Here is a 17,533-nt window from a genome sequence, read left to right as displayed (position 1 = left end):
GGGGAGTGGACGGGCCGCCGGCGGAACGGAACCGGCGGCCCGTCGGCTTACCGGCGGCCCGTCGGCTTACCGGCGGTCGGTCAGGGCAGTACGGCGATGCCGTCCAGTTCGACCAGGGCCGCCCGGTCCCACAGGCGTACGACGCCGATGACCGCCATCGCCGGGTAGTCGCGGCCGGCCAGTTCGCGCCAGATCCGGCCCAACTCCCGGCTCCGCGCGCGGTAGCCGGCCGCGTCGGTGGTGTGGACGGTGAGGCGGGCCAGATGGGCCGGGGTGCCGCCGGCGGCGGCGAGGGCGGTCAGCAGGTTGGCCAGGGCCTGCCGGAACTGGGCCGTCAGATCGCCCTCGACGACCGTTCCCTCCCGGTCGAGCGCGGTCTGACCGGCCAGGAAGACCAGGCGGCCGCCGGTGGCCGTGACCGCGTGGCTGAAGCCGGTGGGCGGGGAGAGCTCCGGGGGGTTGAGCCGGTGGAGGGTCATCGGTAGAGCTCCTTGGCGATGAGGGTGCGCTGCACCTCGGTGGCCCCCTCGTAGATGCGCGGGGCGCGGACCTCGCGGTAGAGGTGTTCGAGCGGATGGCCGCGGCGCAGCGCGCGGGCGCCGTGGATCTGCACGGCGGCGTCGACCACGTACTGGGCCGTCTCGGTGGCCAGCAGCTTGGCCATGGCCGAGCGCAGGGCGACGTCGGGCGCTCCGGCGTCGTAGCCGGCGGCCGCCGCGTAGACCAGCAGCCGGGCGGCCTCGGTGCGGGTGGCCATCTCGGCGAGCCGGTGCGCCACCGACTGGAGGTCCTTCAGCGGGCCGCCGAAGGCGGTGCGTTGCGCGGCGTGGTCGAGCGCGGCGTCCAGCGCGGCCTGGGCCATGCCGACGGCGAACGCGCCGACGCTGGGGCGCAGCAAGTTGAGGGTGCGCATGGCGAGGCGGAAGCCCTCGCCGGGGGCGCCCAGGACGTCGTCGGCGCCGACCGGCACCCCGTCGAAGGTGAGCGTGCCGATCGGGTGCGGGCTGAGCATCTCCAGCCGCTCCCCCGTCAGCCCGGGGCGGTCGGCGGGGACCAGGAAGGCGGTGACGCCGCGGGAGCGGGCGCCCTCGCCGGTCCGCGCGAAGACGGTGTAGACGTCCGCGTCGGGGGCGTTGGAGATCCAGCACTTCTCGCCGGTCAGTCGCCAGCCGCCGCGCCCGCGCGCGGCGGCGGGGCAGACCGCCGGGGTGCCCGCCGGGGCCGCGGCCTCACCCGCGGTGGGCGTGGCCGCCGCCCCGCCCGCGACCCGGCCGGCCGTACCGCCTTCGCCGGTGGTGCCCCGGCCGGGCCGGGGGCCGCCGCCTGCTCGGGCCGCCGCGTCGCCCGACTCCCCACCGTCGGCACCGTCGGCCGCCCGTACGGCCTCGGCGCGCAGCGCCAGGGCCGCCGCGTCGCTGCCCGCCTCCGGCTCGCTGAGCGCGAAGGCGGCGACGGCGCGGCCGGCGCGGACCGCGGGGAGCCAGCGGGCCCGTTGGGCGGGGGTGCCGGCGAGCACGAGGGGGTAGGCGCCGAGTCCCTGGAGGGCGAGGGCGGTCTCGGCCTCGGTGCACTCCCGGGCCAGGGACTCCCGCAGCAGGCACAGGGTGAGGGCGCGCACCGGGCCGTCCGCGGGCAACAGTCGGGCCAGGAGCCCGAGTTCGCCGAGCGCCTCGACCAACGGGCGGTTGACGCGACCGGGTTCCGACCGCTCCGCGAGGGGGCGGAGCCGCTCGGCGGCCAGTGCGCGCAGTTCGCCGCACCAGCGGCGCTGTGCGGGGTCCAGAGCGAAGACCGCGGGGTCCGACACGGGCGCCCTCCCTGTCATCCGTCCGCGGCGAGTATCGCGGACCGTTGACTGCCGTCATCAACACGTTACGCTGAGGGAGCGGCTTCGCGGCAGATGCACGGCTCGGTGAACGGCCCGGCAGAGGAGGCGCGTCAGCGATGGAGCTCATGCCGTCCGCGCACATCGACACCTTCGCCCGGGACCGGCTGCCGCCCGCCGCCGAGTGGCCGCGGCTGCTGCCGATCGCCCCGGGCCACCGCTACCCCGACCGGCTCAACTGCGGGTCCGAGCTGCTGGACCGCACCGCCTTGGAGTTCGGCCCGCACCGCCCCGCGCTGCGGGACGCCGCCGGTCAGGTGTGGTCCTACGGAGAACTGCGGGCGCACGTGGATCGGATCGCCCATGTCCTCACCGAGGACCTGGGCGTGGTTCCCGGCAACCGGGTGCTGCTGCGCGGCCCCGGCTCGCCCTGGTTGGCCGCCTGCTGGCTGGCCGTCATGAAGGCGGGCGCGATAGCGGTGACCGTGCTGGCCGCGCACCGCGCGCCGGAGCTGGCCACCGTCTGCGCGCTGGCGCGAGTGCGGCACGCGCTGTGCGCGGCGGGCTGCGCGGACGAACTGGCGCGCGCCGCCGTGCCGGGGCTGCGCACCGCCGAGTTCGGCGGGCGCCGCGCCGACGACCTGTTGCGGCTGGCGGCGGCCAAGCCCACCGGGTACCCGGCGGTGGCGACCTCCGCCGATGACGTGGCGCTGATCGCCTTCACCTCGGGCACCACCGGCAAGCCCAAGGGCTGTGTCCACTTCCACCGTGACGTGCTCGCCATCGCCGACACCTTCTCGGCACAGGTGCTCCGGCCCCGTCCCGACGATGTGTTCGCCGGCAGTCCGCCCTTGGGGTTCACCTTCGGCCTGGGCGGTCTGGTGGTCTTCCCGCTGCGCGCCGGCGCCTCGGCGCTGCTGACCGAGTGGCACGGGCCGGCGCGGCTGCTGGACGACATCGCGCGCCACCGCGTCTCCGTGCTGTTCACCGCGCCCACCGCCTACCGCGCGATGCTCGACCGGCTGGGCTCGTACGACGTCTCCAGCCTGCGCCGCTGCGTGTCCGCCGGGGAGAACCTGCCGGCAGCCACCTGGCACGCCTGGCACGCGGCCACCGGGCTGCGGATCATCAACGGCATCGGGGCGACCGAGCTGCTGCACATCTTCATCTCCGCCGCCGACGAGGCGATACGACCGGGCACCACCGGCGTCCCGGTCCCCGGCTACCAGGCGCGGGTGGTGGACACCGAGGGCCGGCCGGTGCCGGACGGCACTCCGGGGCTGCTGGCGGTGCGCGGGCCGACCGGCTGCCGCTACCTGGCCGACGCCCGCCAGCGCGCGTACGTACGCGAGGGCTGGAACCTCACCGGGGACACCTACGTCCGCGACCAGGACGGCTACTTCCGCTTCGTCGCCCGCGCCGACGACATGATCATCTCGGCCGGGCACAACATCGCCGGGCCCGAGGTGGAGGAGGCGCTGCTGCGCCACCCCGACGTGCTGGAGGCCGCCGTCACCGGCCGCCCGGACGAGCGGCGCGGCGCGATCGTGGTCGCCCATGTGGTGCTCCGGCCCGGCGTCCCACGCAGGGATGACACCGTGGCGGCCCTGAAGGAGTTCATCAGATCGGAGCTGGCCGGCTACAAGTGCCCGCGCGACATCGTCTTCGTGGAAGCGCTCCCTCGCACGCCCACCGGGAAGGTGCAGCGCTTCCGACTCCGCGACGGCGCTTTACAGTTACCGCGTGAGTGACCACCACGCCCCCCGCTCGCTGATCGTCACCTTCTACGGCGCGTACGGGCGCGGGACAGCCGGCCGACCGGCCGGTCCCGTGCCGGTGGCCGCCCTGATCCGGCTGCTGGGCTCGGTCGGCGTCGACCCGCCCTCGGTGCGTTCGGCCGTCTCCCGGCTCAAGCGGCGCGGCCTGCTGCTCCCGGACCGCACGGCCTCCGGCGCCGCCGCCTACGGGCTGTCGGACGCCGCCCGCCAGTTACTGGACGACGGCGACCGGCGCATCTACGGCCGGCCCTCCGCCCGCTCCCGCGGCGGGTGGCTGCTGGCCGTCTTCTCGGTCCCCGAGGAGGAGCGGCACAAGCGCCATCTGCTCCGCTCCCGGCTCTCCCGGCTCGGTTTCGGCACCGCCGCGCCGGGCGTGTGGATCGCCCCCGCCCACCTCTACGACGAGACCCGGCACACCCTGGAGCGGCTGCAACTCTCCTCCTACGTCGACCTCTTCCGCGGCGCGCACGCCGGCTTCGAGCCGACCGCGCACGCGGTGAGCCGCTGGTGGGACCTGGGCCGGCTGGCCGCCCTGCACCACTCCTTCCTGGACGTCCACGAGCCGGTGCTGCGCCACTGGTCACGACGGCGCAGCGCGGATCCGCAGCAGGCGTACCGCGACTATCTGCTGGCGCTGGACTCCTGGCGTCGGCTGCCGTACGCGGACCCCGGGCTGCCGTCCGCGCTGCTGCCCGCCGACTGGCCGGGGCTCAGGGCTGCGCGGGTCTTCGCCGCGCTGCACGCCCGGCTGCGGGACGCGGGCGCCCGCTACGCGGAGGCGCATCTGCACTGACCCGAGCGACCCGATCGATCGGCCGCCCGCGTGGCACGCCTCGCCGCCTGGCGACCCGTGACGACGTACGGTTACCCGGAGGTTACTCCGCGCAGCACTGGGGGTCGGCGCCCGCCGACCCCGCTGCCTGGACGGACAGGAGACGAAGCAGTGGGCAAGGCGAAGTTCGAGCGGACCAAGCCGCACGTCAACATCGGCACCATCGGCCATATCGACCACGGCAAGACCACGCTGACCGCGGCGATCACCAAGGTGCTGCACGACGCGTACCCGGACCTCAACCCGTTCACCCCGTTCGACGAGATCGACAAGGCCCCGGAGGAGCGACAGCGCGGTATCACCATCTCCATCGCGCACGTCGAGTACCAGACCGAGTCGCGTCACTACGCGCACGTCGACTGCCCGGGCCACGCCGACTACGTGAAGAACATGATCACCGGCGCGGCACAGATGGACGGCGCCATCCTGGTGGTCGCCGCCACCGACGGCCCGATGCCGCAGACCAAGGAGCACGTGCTGCTGGCCCGCCAGGTCGGCGTGCCCTACATCGTGGTGGCGCTGAACAAGGCCGACATGGTCGACGACGAGGAGATCCTGGAACTGGTCGAGCTGGAGGTGCGCGAGCTGCTGACGCAGTACGAGTTCCCCGGCGACGACATCCCGGTCGTCAAGGTCTCCGCGCTGAAGGCGCTGGAGGGCGACGCGGAGTGGGGTCAGACCGTGCTGGACCTGATGAAGGCGGTCGACGAGAACATCCCCGAGCCGGAGCGCGACGTCGACAAGCCGTTCCTGATGCCGGTCGAGGACGTCTTCACCATCACCGGCCGCGGCACGGTGGTCACCGGCCGGATCGAGCGCGGCATCCTCCAGGTGAACCAGGAGGTGGAGATCGTCGGCATCCACCCGGAGAAGACCAAGACCACCGTCACCGGCATCGAGATGTTCCGCAAGCTGCTGGACGAGGGCCGGGCCGGCGAGAACGTGGGTCTGCTGCTGCGCGGCATCAAGCGTGAGGACGTGGAGCGCGGCCAGGTGGTGGTCAAGCCGGGGTCGATCACCCCGCACACCGAGTTCGAGGGCCAGGCGTACATCCTGTCCAAGGACGAGGGCGGCCGGCACACCCCCTTCTTCACCGGCTACCGCCCGCAGTTCTACTTCCGGACCACGGACGTCACGGGCGTGGCGCACCTGCCGGAGGGCACCGAGATGGTGATGCCGGGCGACAACACCACCATGATGGTGGAGCTGATCCAGCCGATCGCCATGGAGGAGGGCCTGAAGTTCGCCATCCGCGAGGGCGGCCGCACGGTGGGCGCCGGCCAGGTCACGAAGATCGTCAAGTAGCCCGCCGTCTGCTGCGGCGGCGCACGGCGGCGGGGAGACCGGCAGGGGGCGGGGCGAGGACCCGGGCGACGGCCAGAGGACCCTGGAGCCGCCACCGGGGACGTGCCCCGCTCCCCGCCGACACCCTAGCGGCCGGGGCGCGCATCCAGCGCGAGGCGCGGCCTGGGCGCGTCCGTACGCCCCCCGGGCGGCTTGCGACTGCCCGCCCGGTACTGCACCGGCCAGGGCGCTCCGGGCCCCTCGTACCCCTGCTCGGCCGCGGCGTGCAGGGTCCAGTGCGGGTCGTACAGGTGCGGCCGGCCGAGGGCGCACAGGTCGGTCCGTCCGGCCAGGACGAGGGAGTTGACGTCGTCCCAGGAGGAGATGGCGCCGACCGCGATCACCGGCACGCCCAGCTCGTTGCGGATCCGGTCGGCGTAGGGGGTCTGGTAGGAACGGCCGAAGCGGGGGCGCTCGTCGGCCACCACCTGCCCGGTGGAGACGTCGACGGCGTCGGCGCCGTGGGCGGCGAACGCGGCCGCGATGCCGACCGCGTCCTCGACGGTCACCCCGCCCGGCGCCCAGTCGGTCGCCGAGATGCGGACCGTCATCGGGCGGTCGGGCGGCCACACCGCGCGCACCGCGTCGAAGACCTCCAGCGGATAGCGCAGTCGGGCGGCGGGGCTGCCGCCGTAGCCGTCGGTGCGCCGGTTGGTCAGCGGGGACAGGAAGCCGGACAGCAGGTATCCATGGGCGCAGTGCAGCTCCAGCAGGTCGAACCCGGCGCGGGCGGCGCGCCGGGCCGCCCGGGTGAACTGCCCGCGGATCGTCGCGAGCCCGGCGGCGTCCAGGGCGCGCGGCATCTGGCTCCGGCCGGGCCGGTAGGGCAGCGCGGACGGGGCCACCAGGGGCCAGTTCCCCGCCGGCAGCGGCTCGTCGATCCCCTCCCACATCAGCCGGGTGGAGCCCTTGCGGCCGCTGTGGCCGAGCTGCACCCCGATCGCCGCCCCCGGGGAGCACGCGTGCACGAAGTCGGTGACGCGGCGCCAGGCGGCCTCGTGCTCGGGAGCGTACAGCCCCGTACAGCCCGGGGTGATGCGGCCCTCGGGGCTCACGCAGACCATCTCCGTCATCACCAGGCCCGCGCCGCCCAGCGCTCGGGCGCCGAGGTGGACCAGGTGGAACTCGCCGGGCGTGCCGTCGACGGCGGAGTACATGTCCATCGGGGAGACCACCACCCGGTTGCGCAGCTCGAGACCGCGCAGCCGGAAGGGGGTGAACATCGGCGGGGTGCCCCGGGGCACGCGCGCCTCCCGCTCGACCGCCGCGACGAAGCCTGCGTCCCGCAGCCGCAGGTTGTCGTGGGTGACCCGGCGGCTGCGGGTGAGCAGGTTGAAGGCGAACTGGCGGGGCGGCTGGTCGAGGTAGTGGGGCAGTTCCTCGAACCACTCCAGACTGGCCCGGGCCGCCCGCTGGACGGACTCCACCACCGGCCGCCGCTCCGCCTCGTACGCCGCCAGCGCCTCCTCGACCGTCGGCCGCTCGCTCAAGGCGGCGGCGAGCGCCAGCGCGTCCTCCATGGCCAGCTTGGTGCCCGACCCGATGGAGAAGTGCGCGGTGTGCGCGGCGTCCCCCAGCAGCACGGTGTTCCCGTGCGACCAGCGCTCGTTGCCGACGGTGCGGAAGGCGGTCCACCGCGAGCGGTTGGAGCGCAGCGGACGGCCCGCCAGGGTGTGGGCGAACAGCGCCGCGCACCGCTCGACGGACTCGGCGTCGGTGCACCGGTCCAGCCCGGCGCGACGCCACACCTCCTCGCGCATCTCGACGATGACGGTGCTGGCCCCGCGGCCGGGCGACGGGCGGGCGTACGGATAGCCGTGCAGCTGCACCACGCCGTGGGCGGTCTCGGCGATCTCGAAGCGGAAGGCGTCGAAGGCGGCGTCGACGGCCAGCCAGATGTAGCGGCAGCGATGGCCGGTCAGCCGGGGGCGGAAGGCGCCGGCGTGGGCGTCGCGGGTGGCGCTGTGCACCCCGTCGGCGGCGATCACCAGGTCGTGGGCGGCGGCGAGCTCGGCCGCCGGCGGGGCCGGGGAGCCGAAGCGCAGCCGGACGCCGAGCGAGCGACAGCGCCGGTGCAGCACGGCCAGCAGCCGGCGCCGGCCCAGCGCGGCGAAGCCGTGGCCGCCCGAGCGGAGCGTGCGCCCCCGGTGCACCACGTCGATGGCGTCCCAGCGGACGAACTCCCGGCACAGCTCGCGGTAGACCACCGGGTCCGCGTGCTCGATGCCGCCCAACGTCTCGTCGGAGAGCACCACCCCGAAGCCGAAGGTGTCCCCCGGCGCGTTCCGCTCCCAGACGGTGATCTCGCGGCGCGGGTCGAGCCGCTTGAGCAGCGCCGCCGCGTACAACCCACCGGGTCCGCCGCCGATGACGGCGACCCGCCCGGCCACGGGCGCGGCGGGGGGCGGGGCGGCCGGGAGGTTCGGGGACGGCGCGACGGGGATGCCCATCGCTACCTGCCCCGCCATACGGGGGCCCGCTTCGCGGTGAAGGCGGCGTGGAACTCCGCGTAGTCCTCGCTGTTCATGAGCAGGGCCTGGGTGGCGGCGTCGAGCTCGACCGCCGCTGCCAGCGGCATGTCGAGCTCGGCGGTCAGCAGCGCCTTGGTCTGGGCGTAGGCGAGCGTGGGGCCGGCGGCGAGCCGGGCGGCCAGGGCGGCGGCCTCGCGGTCGGCCTCACCCTCGGCCGTCAGCCGGCTGATCAGTCCGATGCGCTCGGCCTCGGCGGCGGGGACCGGTTCGCCGAGTATCAGCAGCCGGGTGGCGTGGCCGAGCCCGACCACCCGCGGCAGCAGGTAGGCGGCGCCCATGTCGCCGCCGGAGAGGCCGACGGAGGTGAAGAGGAAGGCGAAGCGGGCGGTGGGGTCGGCCACCCGGAAGTCGGCGGCCAGGGCGAGCACCGCGCCGGCACCTGCGGCCACCCCGTGCACCGCCGCGATCACCGGGAAGGGGCACTCCCGCAGCGCGCGGACCACCTGCCCGGTCATCCGGTTGAAGTCCAGCAGCGCCCCGGCGTCCAGGGCCAGGGTTGCGCCGATGATCTCCTCGACATCGCCGCCGGAGCAGAAGCCACGGCCGGCGCCGCCGAGGACCAGGGCGCGCACGGAGCGCTCCCGGGCCAGTTCGGCGACCAGGTCGCGCAGATCGGCGTAGGCGCCGAAGGTGAGCGCGTTGAGCCTGGCGGGGCGGTCGAGGGTGACGGTGGCGACCCCGGCCTCATGGGAGACCCGCAGATGCCGCCAGCGCTCCGTCCGGGACGCCGATCCGGTGAAGGGACTCATGACGCGCGGCCTCCCTGCCGCCGGGCGTCGGCCCGGGCGGGGCGGCGGCCGGCTGGTTGCGGTGGCGGGTCCTGGCCCCGTGAAGTTATCACCGAAGCGTGACTGTCGTCAGGAGTGCGCGATAGCTTTGCGGCCCTCGAAGTGGCAAAGGAACGGCATACGTTCCCGCAGCACGGCACTCCCGCCCCTGCCACCCCGTGCGCAACCTCCGTACTGTGGGAGAAGGGGGACCGACACGCACCTGGACGAGACCTTGCCCGACCCCGACTCCGCCCCGCGCCCCGAAGCCGATTCGCCCGCCGCCGCCGGCGCCGTCTGGCGCATCGCGCTCCCCCACTCCGCGGAGGCGGTGCCGATGGCCCGGGCGATGATCCGCAGCGTGCTGGCGGACCTGGGAGTACGCACCGACTACGACACGGCGGAGCTGCTCACCTGCGAGCTGGTGGCGAACGCGGTCGAGCACACCACGGGCGACGAGCCGATCGAGCTGGCGGTGGAGCTGATGCCGGACGGCTTCCAGGTCGAGGTGCACGACCGCGACCCCGCCCCGCCCGGCAGGCTCGGGCAGCCGGAGCCGCACCCCGAACCGCATCCCCTGGACGAGCGCGGCCGCGGCCTGCTGCTCATCCGCACGCTGAGCATGGACTCCGGCTACCGCCCCACCCCGCACGGAAAGGCGGTCTGGTTCGTCCTGCCGCCGTCCGAGGAGTGAGTCGAAGACCGCGCGGCCGAGCCCACGACCGCGCGGTCGCGTACCTAGGAGAGCGTGGCGACGAGAACCGCCTTGATCGTGTGCATGCGGTTCTCCGCCTCGTCGAAGACCACCGAGTGCTTCGACTCGAAGACCTCGTCGGTCACCTCCAGCTCGGTCAGCCCGTGCCGCTCGTAGATCTCCCGGCCGACATCGGTGCCCAGGTCGTGGAAGGCGGGCAGGCAGTGCAGGAACCGGACCTGGTCGTTGCCGCTGGCGCGCAGCACGTCCATGGTCACCGCGTACGGGCCGAGCAGCGCTATCCGCTCGTCCCAGACCTCCTTCGGCTCGCCCATCGACACCCACACGTCGGTGGCGATGAAGTCCACGCCGCGCACGCCTTCGGCGACGTCCTCGGTGAGCGTGATCCGGGCGCCGGAGGCCGCGGCCAGCTCCTGCGCCACGGCCACGATCGTCTCGTCGGGCCAGAGCAGCCGCGGGGCCACGATGCGCACGTCCATGCCGAGCAGCGCGCCGGTGACCAGGTAGGAGTTGCCCATGTTGTAGCGGGCGTCACCGAGGTAGGCGTAGGCGATCTCGGGCAGCGGCTTCTCGCAGTGCTCGGTCATGGTGAGCACGTCCGCGAGCATCTGGGTGGGGTGCCACTCGTCGGTGAGGCCGTTGTAGACGGGGACGCCCGCGTAGGCGGCCAGCTCCTCGATGACGCCCTGGCCGTGGCCGCGGTACTCGATGCCGTCGAACATCCGGCCGAGCACCCGCGCGGTGTCCTTCACCGACTCCTTGTGCCCGATCTGCGAGCCGGCCGGATCGAGGTAGGTGGTGGCCGCGCCCTGATCGGCGGCGGCGATCTCGAAGGCGCAGCGGGTGCGGGTGGAGGTCTTCTCGAAGATCAGCGCGATGTTCTTACCGCGCAGCCGTTGCACCTCCTCGCCCGCGCGCTTGGCGGCCTTCAGCTCGGCGGCCAGGTCGATCAGGTTGCGGAACTCCTCGGCGGTGAAGTCCAGCTCCTTGAGGAAGTGGCGGCCGGTCAGGTCATTCGCCATGGCGGGCTCCTAGGTCACAGCGGCGTCGTTCGCGGCGTCCGCGGCCGGACACGGCCAAGGACCCGTGGAAGTCTATACGAGGTGTCGCATACCTATGACGGCACCCTCGCCGAAGCGTCATCGGACGGCAGGTGCGGCGCCACAGGCGGCCCCTGCACGGTACGCCGCGCTAGCCGACGGGATCCCGCTCGACGGGGCAGCTCATGCAGCGTGGCCCGCCCCGACCGCGCCCCAGCTCACTGCCCGGGATGGTGATCACCTCGATGCCGCGCTTGCGCAGGTGGGTGTTGGTGGTGGCGTTCCGCTCGTAGGCGACGACCACGCCGGGCTCGACGGCGAGCACGTTGCAGCCGTCGTCCCACTGCTCGCGCTCGGCCGAGTGGACGTCCTGGGTGGCGGTGAGCACCCGGATGTCGCTGAGGCCGAGCGCGGCCGCTATGGCCCGGTGCATGTGCTCCGGCGGATGGTCGGTGACCTTGAGCTCGGTCTCCTCGGCACCCGGCTCGATGGTGTACGAGCGCAGCATGCCCAACCCCGCGTACTGGGTGAAGGTGTCCCCGTCGACCATCGTCATGACCGTGTCCAGGTGCATGAAGGCGCGCCGCTTGGGCATGTCCAGGGCCACGATGGTGCGGGCGGAGCCGGCCGCGAACAGGCCGCGCGCGAGCATCTCCACCGCCTGCGGGGTGGTCCGCTCGCTCATCCCGATCAGGACCGCGCCGTTGCCGATGACCAGCACGTCGCCGCCTTCTATGGTCGAGGGGTAGGCGGCCTGCCCCTCCGACCAGACGTGGAAGCCGCCGGTGGAGTACTGCGTGGCGAAGAGCGGGTGGTGCCGGTAGACCGCCTCGTAGTGCACCGTCTCGTGCCACCGGGCCGGCCAGCGCATCGCGTTGATGCACACCCCGTCGTAGACCCAGGCGGAGGCGTCGCGGGTGAAGAGGTGGTTCGGCAGCGGGTTGAGCAGGAAGTCGTCCGGGTCCATCGCGTGGAAGCGCACCGACACGGGCTCGGGGTGGCGCTCCAGGAACTCCCGCTTGGTCATGCCGCCGACCAGCGCCTGCGTCAGCTCCGCGGCACTCAGCTCGGCGAAGGCGGCGCGCAGGTGGTCGGTGGCCAGCGGGCCGTACTCCTTCTCGTCGAAGACGCGGTCCAGCACCAGCGTCCGGGCGGCCGGCACCGTCAGGCTCTGCGCCAGCAGGTCGCCGAAGAGGTGCACCTCCACGCCGCGGTCGCGAAGCACGTCCGCGAAGCCGTCGTGCTCCTGGCGGGCGCGTCGGACCCACAGCACGTCGTCGAAGAGCAGCGTGTCCTTGTTGGAGGGGGTGAGCCGCTTGAGCTCCAGGTCGGGGCGGTGCAGGATGACGCGGCGCAGCCGCCCGGCCTCGGAGTCGACATGGAATCCCATGCGCCTATCTTGGCTCTTCGGGGGTGCCGAACGGACGGTGTCGCGCGAAGCGGGGGTGTCCGGTGTCGTGCGGCCGGTTCCGCCGGTGCCGCACGGCCGGGTCAGGCCAGCGCGAAGACGATGATGAGCACCAACGCCACGACGATGACACCGAGCAGGGTGGAGACGAAGAGCTGGCCCTGTCGCGGGCCCGTGGCCGCGCCGCCGTGCACGGTCCCGGCGGACCAGCCGGGGGGTGGCGGGGGCGGCGGCTGATGCCCGCGCTGTGCCCCGGGGTACGGGTGGTGCCGGGACGGGGTCGGGGTCGGCGACCGGTCGTGGGCGCGCTCGTCCTCGCGTCGGGAGTCGGCGTCCCGGCTCCGGGGCGGACCGTCGTGGTTCCCGTGGTACCCGACCGGGCCGTGGTGGTTCCCGAGGGAACCGTCGTGGTTCCCGACCGGGCCGTCGTACCCGCCCGGGCCGTCCTGATTCCCGAGGGAACCGTCGTGATACCCGCCCGGGCCGTCGTGGCCCCGGATCGCACACTCGTCGCCGCGTGGTCGGTCGCCGCCGCGTGGTCGGTCGCCGTCACCGCGCTGCCGGCCGAGGCGGCTCCCCTGCCGGTCGTCCCGGCTCCGCCGCACGTCGCCGCGGTCCGCGCGGTTCGGCAGGAACCGGCGGTAGAACCGTCGGGGCGGATCGGCCGGGGCGGGCCGCGGCGTCGTCTCCGGACCGGGCGCCGCCCCCAGCGCCTGGTGGAACAGCGCCGCCCAGCCGCTCTCGCCGAAGCCCGCCGGCTCGTGGCGCCCGACGATGCGGGACACCACCTCGCGGCCCGCGCCTCCGGGGTCGTTCCACAGTCGGGGCAGCAGCTCGGTGATCAGCCCCTGGGTCCGCTCCCGCCCCGTGTGCGGGCGCACCAGGCCGGCGTACAGCTCGACCGCGTTGCGCACCCGGACGCCGCCGCCGGGGTCGGTGCGCGCCTCCGCGTCGCCCGGCGGGTGGCAGTCCAGGTAGAGGTCGGCGCGCAGCACCTGTTCGCACACCGCGTCGGCCAGCTCCGGATCGCGGTGCGGGGCACGGCGGACGAGCTCGGTGACGACGCGGGTGGCCGCCGTCGCGGGCACCCCGGCCGCCAGCACGCTGAGCAGCGCCCCATCGTCGATCTCCGGCAGCCGGGCGACGACGGCGTCGGTCTGGTGTCGACGCAGCGCCTCGATCAGGTCGTCCGTCGTGGGGTGGGGGTGCGGTCGGGTGCCGGTGCGCAGCGGCGGATCGTCGAAGCCGGTCGTGGCGAACGGTGCCGGGGCCGGGTAGCCGGGTGGGTGCGTGTCATGCGCCATGGTCCACTCCTTCTGCTCGGGTCGTTCGCACGGTTCGGATGGTTCGGATGGTTCGCGTCGTTCACCTGGCCCGCCGGGCTCGCGTCGCTCGGGCTCCCGGTGCGGCGACCCGGGCCCTTCCGGCCCGGCCCGCCCGCCGTCGGGTCGCACCGACCCGACAGGCCGCACGGAACCGTCAGGTCGCACGGAACCGTCAGGTCGCAGGGACCCATCGGGTCGCCCGGTCCCCTCAGGCCGCACGGACCCGTCGGGTCGCACCGTGCGCGCGGTGCGCTCGCTCCGCCCAGACGGCTTCCGCGGCGCGACGTGGTCGGCCCGTGCGGACCGGTCGGACCCCCGCTCCGCGCGGTCGAGCCGCACCCGGCGCGCCGGGCGGACCCCGTCCCGGGCCCGACCGTCCTCGCCGTGCGCCGCCCGGCGCTCCGCTCCGGGGCCGTCGCCGTCCGCCGGATCGGGGTGCCGGGCGGCGCGGAGGGCGGCCTCGCGCCGTAGCTGCTCCAGCCGTTCGTCGAGTCGCATCAGCCGTGCGGGCAGTGGCAGCCGCTCGCAACGCGGTACCGCCTGCCCCAGTTCGTCGCTGATACGCCTCACTTCGGCGGGATCGTGGAGAGCGGCCAGAAAATGCTCGACCAGGTTGCGCGCCGTCGCGTACGCCCGGTCGTCGCGCGCCCCCTGGCGCGGGTCGATCCGGGTCAGCCGTGGGTCCTGCGTGGCCGACTTCGGCCACTGGGGCACGAAGACGAAGCGGAGCTGGCCGGCGTCCCGGGTGTCATGGGTGGCGAAGGTCCAGGGCCCCGGCAGCACCTTGCCCAACATGCTGCCCATGCCCCACAGCAGTGGCACCGGCGCCCGGCCCTCGCTGTGGTCGAGCACGGACATCCGGTGGTCGGGGTCGCGCAGCGCGGCGGCGACCAGCGCGGTGAGCGCGTCGGCGAACCGCGCCACATCCCTGCCGAGTTCGCGTTCCATCCCGGCCCGGGCCGCCGACAGCCGGCGCGCCGGCAGCGGGTCCAGCACGGCGCCCGTCACCTCCCGCAGCGGGATGTCGCTGCCGGTCCAGTTCCAGCGGTGCAGCAGCAGGCAGGTGGGCGCGGAGAGCAGCCTCCGGTCGCCGTGCAGGACGTGGCAGTAGGTGCTGGGCCGGCCACCGCGGTCCGGCGCGGGCACCCGACGCATCAGCAGCGCGGGCAGGCCGGGGTCCACCTCACGGGGCGGCTCCAGCCGGACGATGCTCTCCCGCGCGGAGGCGCCGGACGCGCCGGGGACCCGCAGCACCGGGGCCAGGTAGCGGTGGATCGACTCCAACGCGGGCTCCAGCGCCGTCCCGCCGCCGGCGGACCAGGCGACCGGGCCGATGCCGGCGGCTCCGGCGCGCCCGCGGGCGTCCCAGCGGAAGACGATCTGGTGCACCACGGCGTCGTCCCCCGCCGTCGATGCCGAGGTCGGTGTGGTCACAGCCCCACCTCCGCGCGTTCCCGCCAGGACACCGTGGAGCGCAGCAGCCCGCACATCGCGAAGAGCGACAGCAGCGGCGTCAGCACGCGCCGGGGCCGCACCCCCTGGGGGAAGCCGCCCGCCGCGTCCTGGCCGCCGGTGGCGGAGGCGAAGTGCAGGGTGCAGCGCGCGCTGTCGTGGAACGGCCGCAGCCAGCCCGGACCGCCGTGGTGGCGCAGGAAGGCGTAGGCGTCGCGACTCTCGGCGCGCAGCGCGGCGGCGGTGAGGGCGGCCGGGAGCTCCGGGGCGCCGAGCCAGCGCGCCACCGGCTCCTCGAAGCGGATCAGGTCGCTCTTGCCGATGACGACCGTGGCGGCGGCGTCGATATACGAGCCGCGCCGCGGCATCCGGTCGAGCACGGCGGCGAACGCCTGGTCGCCCAGGTCGTCCTGGCGCATGTCGGTGCGCGAGCGCACCGGATCGAGGTACCGCAGCGGCAGCGCGCGCAGCGGGTCGACGACGAAGACCAGGGCGTGGACGGCGGCCAGGAACCGGGTGACCCGGTCGGTGCGCTCCAGGTCCTCCCCCGACAGGTCGAAGAACATCACCGGCCGGGTCACCCCGCCGCCGCTGATCAGCAGCCCGTCGGCGAACTCGGCGAAGTCGACGTCCTCGGTGTGCGCCAGCACGGATCCCTCACGCAGCGGACGGACCCGGTCCTTGAGGAAGGCGCGGTGGCTGTCGGCGTGCAGCGGGGTGCAGGAGAGCCCGTACGGCTCCAGGCCGCCGCGCTCCACCTCGCCGATCATCGACGCGAGCAGATGGGTCTTGCCCGCCGCCGAGCCGCCGACCATGGCGATGGTCAGCGGGTCGCCGTGGGTCAGATAGGGCGTGGGCAGATAGTGCTCGTCCATGTCGGGCGAGCCGGTGCACCGCTGGAAGGTGGCGCGCAGCGCGTCCTGGCGGCGCACCGGGTGCCACTCGGCGGACAGGTCGACCCGGGTGTACTGCTCGAACTCGTTGCGGGCGTAGAGCTGTTCCGGGTCGAAGGCGATCGGGTCCAGGCAGTACGGGCACACGATGGCCGGCGTCGGGGTGCTCATCGCTCGCCCCCCGTCCGGCCCGGACGCGCCTCGCGCCCCGGGCGCGAGGCGCCGCCGAACCAGCGGCGCGGGCCGCGCGGCGGCGGCGCCGACAGGTCCTCGACGCCGGTGCCGATGCCGCTCCCCGCGCCGTGGATTCCCAGCTCCGCCCGCTTGCGGGCGAGTTCGGCGTCGAACATCTGCCGGCCGGCGTCCAGCGGATCGGGCGGCAGCGGACGGTCCCGCAGCGGGTCCCGCTGGCCCAACGACCGCAGCAGGTCCTCGGGGTGCGGCCGGTCGACCGCGCGCGGCGCGAAGGCGTCGGCCAGCACCTCCAGCGCGGGCAGCCGGGCCAGATCGCGCGGCGGGCCGTCCGGGTCCCCCGACGCCCCGGTCAACAGGTGGTACATGACCTGCGCCACGCTCCACACGTCGTCGCGCGGCTCCGCCTCGCCGCGCCCCGCCCGCTGCTCCGGGCAGACCCAGGGCGCCGTCTGGGGCAGCCCCTCGCGCGGGCGTCCGGTGCGCGTCGCCGCGTACGGCTCGGGCAGCCGCACATGGTGGCCGTCCCACAGCACGGCATGCGGGGTCAGACCGCGGTGGACCACGCCGAGGGCGGCCAGCAGCCGCACCGCGAGCACCAGTTCGCGGGCGATCTGCTGGTGCGCGCGGACCGGAAGCCGGCCGCAGAGCGTGGCCAGCGGGGTGCCACGGCGCGCGCCGTGGTGGCGATAGAAGACGAACGGCTCGGCCACGTCCAGGTGGTAGCCCTCCAGCCGGGCGAACAGCCGCCGGTACGGGGCGTCGCCATAGGCGCGCCGCACCGCGAGGCCGACCGCGATCTCCGCCTCCAGCCGGTCCCGCGCCCGGTGGTCGGTGCGTGCGGAGGCCGACAGCCGGTACTGCACCACGTCCCACCCGGTACCGAGCGTCAGCCGCCGGCCGCGCAGCGGCTCCCGTCCCGGCGCGGGCTCCTCGCCTCGCGGCCAGGCGGCCATCCGGACCGCCGTCCCCTCGTCGGTGCAGAACACCAACTCCTCCGGTTCCCGCCCGTCTCCCGGGCGCGCCACGCCGTCACCACCGCCCGAGGAACCGTCTCGGGAGACACTCTCGTCCGCCGACGCCCCCACACTCACACCCGCCTGTTCCACTGACTCGCCGGCCTTTCCTGACACCCGCCGCGCGCGGGCCTCCGTACGCTCCACGGCCCCACTCCCCGGCGGGCCGCCACCCGGCGGTACGCCCGCGGCGCCCCCGCCCAGAGCGACCCGCCCGGCCCAGACCGCACCCGCCGACACGGAGCCCGACCCCGACCGACGCCGCGCCCGAAAGGCGACCGCTCTCGCGGCCGCCCCGCCCGGCGCACCGCGACCCGACGGCCACAGCCCGGAATCACCAGGGGCACCGACGGCGACCCCGGCCGGCTCGCCGCGCCGCGTCGTCACGCGCACCGCGGCCCCGGTCGCCACGGGG

The 17,533-nt window shown here is 74.7% G+C and carries 13 protein-coding genes; 4 read left to right on the top strand and 9 right to left on the bottom strand.

Annotated features, from left to right (window positions below; translation table 11 throughout):
• Positions 1 to 80: 80 nt before the first annotated feature.
• Together CD790_RS06495 and CD790_RS06490 are read right to left on the bottom strand one after the other, a co-directional pair.
• Positions 81 to 479 (bottom strand): RidA family protein, encoded by a 399-nt coding sequence (locus CD790_RS06495; RefSeq protein ID WP_144382083.1) that lies wholly within the window; start codon positions 477 to 479, stop codon positions 81 to 83.
• Positions 476 to 1,807 (bottom strand): acyl-CoA dehydrogenase family protein, encoded by a 1,332-nt coding sequence (locus tag CD790_RS06490; protein ID WP_260867380.1) that lies wholly within the window; start codon positions 1,805 to 1,807, stop codon positions 476 to 478. Before CD790_RS06490 ends, CD790_RS06495 begins: the two co-directional genes overlap by 4 nt.
• A gap of 137 nt (positions 1,808 to 1,944) precedes the next feature.
• Between CD790_RS06490 and CD790_RS06485 the strand changes: the two genes are divergently transcribed.
• The 3 genes from CD790_RS06485 (at position 1,945) to tuf (ending at position 5,740) form a co-directional block, all read left to right on the top strand.
• Positions 1,945 to 3,576, top strand: a complete 1,632-nt coding sequence (locus CD790_RS06485; protein WP_144382081.1) for an AMP-binding protein — start codon at positions 1,945 to 1,947, stop codon at positions 3,574 to 3,576.
• A complete protein-coding gene (locus CD790_RS06480; protein ID WP_144382080.1) occupies positions 3,569 to 4,396 on the top strand; it encodes a PaaX family transcriptional regulator C-terminal domain-containing protein in 828 nt (275 codons plus the stop codon). The genes CD790_RS06485 and CD790_RS06480 overlap by 8 nt, the downstream gene beginning before the upstream one ends.
• A gap of 150 nt (positions 4,397 to 4,546) precedes the next feature.
• Complete coding sequence (gene tuf / locus CD790_RS06475; protein WP_144382079.1) at positions 4,547 to 5,740, top strand: elongation factor Tu; 1,194 nt, start codon at positions 4,547 to 4,549, stop codon at positions 5,738 to 5,740.
• Positions 5,741 to 5,865: 125 nt separating this feature from the next.
• Here tuf and CD790_RS06470 read toward each other — a convergent pair whose 3' ends face one another.
• Together CD790_RS06470 and CD790_RS06465 are read right to left on the bottom strand one after the other, a co-directional pair.
• Positions 5,866 to 8,247, bottom strand: a complete 2,382-nt coding sequence (locus tag CD790_RS06470; RefSeq protein WP_144382078.1) for a bifunctional salicylyl-CoA 5-hydroxylase/oxidoreductase — start codon at positions 8,245 to 8,247, stop codon at positions 5,866 to 5,868.
• Positions 8,232 to 9,059: an enoyl-CoA hydratase family protein gene (locus tag CD790_RS06465; protein WP_144382077.1), complete on the bottom strand. Its 828-nt coding sequence runs from the start codon at positions 9,057 to 9,059 to the stop codon at positions 8,232 to 8,234. Before CD790_RS06465 ends, CD790_RS06470 begins: the two co-directional genes overlap by 16 nt.
• A 253-nt stretch (positions 9,060 to 9,312) precedes the next feature.
• Between CD790_RS06465 and CD790_RS35595 the strand changes: the two genes are divergently transcribed.
• Positions 9,313 to 9,771 carry an ATP-binding protein gene (locus CD790_RS35595; protein WP_399217036.1) on the top strand — a complete coding sequence of 153 codons (459 nt, stop codon included), beginning with the start codon at positions 9,313 to 9,315 and terminating at the stop codon, positions 9,769 to 9,771.
• 44 nt (positions 9,772 to 9,815) lie between these two features.
• Here the strand turns inward: CD790_RS35595 and argF are convergent, their stop codons facing one another.
• The 5 genes from argF to CD790_RS06435 all read right to left on the bottom strand — a co-directional run bounded on the left by argF (position 9,816) and on the right by CD790_RS06435 (position 17,130).
• A complete protein-coding gene (gene argF / locus CD790_RS06455) occupies positions 9,816 to 10,814 on the bottom strand; it encodes an ornithine carbamoyltransferase (RefSeq protein ID WP_144382075.1) in 999 nt (332 codons plus the stop codon).
• 169 nt (positions 10,815 to 10,983) lie between these two features.
• Entirely contained in the window at positions 10,984 to 12,222 is a 1,239-nt protein-coding gene (locus tag CD790_RS06450) for an arginine deiminase (RefSeq protein ID WP_144382074.1), read from the bottom strand.
• 101 nt (positions 12,223 to 12,323) lie between these two features.
• Positions 12,324 to 14,999, bottom strand: a complete 2,676-nt coding sequence (locus tag CD790_RS06445) for a hypothetical protein (protein ID WP_144382073.1) — start codon at positions 14,997 to 14,999, stop codon at positions 12,324 to 12,326.
• The gene (locus tag CD790_RS06440) at positions 14,996 to 16,081 is read right to left on the bottom strand and encodes a hypothetical protein (RefSeq protein ID WP_144382072.1); all 1,086 of its coding nucleotides are present in this window, start codon (positions 16,079 to 16,081) and stop codon (positions 14,996 to 14,998) included. The genes CD790_RS06445 and CD790_RS06440 overlap by 4 nt, the downstream gene beginning before the upstream one ends.
• Positions 16,078 to 17,130, bottom strand: a complete 1,053-nt coding sequence (locus CD790_RS06435) for a hypothetical protein (RefSeq protein WP_144382071.1) — start codon at positions 17,128 to 17,130, stop codon at positions 16,078 to 16,080. The genes CD790_RS06440 and CD790_RS06435 overlap by 4 nt, the downstream gene beginning before the upstream one ends.
• Between the last annotated feature and the right edge of the window lie 403 nt (positions 17,131 to 17,533).

The sequence above is a fragment of the Streptomyces sp. SAJ15 genome, from assembly GCF_007595705.1.
Lineage (GTDB): Bacteria > Actinomycetota > Actinomycetes > Streptomycetales > Streptomycetaceae > Streptomyces.
The sequence above is the reverse complement of the archived record's forward strand: the minus strand, read 5'-3'. Positions and strand labels throughout refer to the sequence as shown.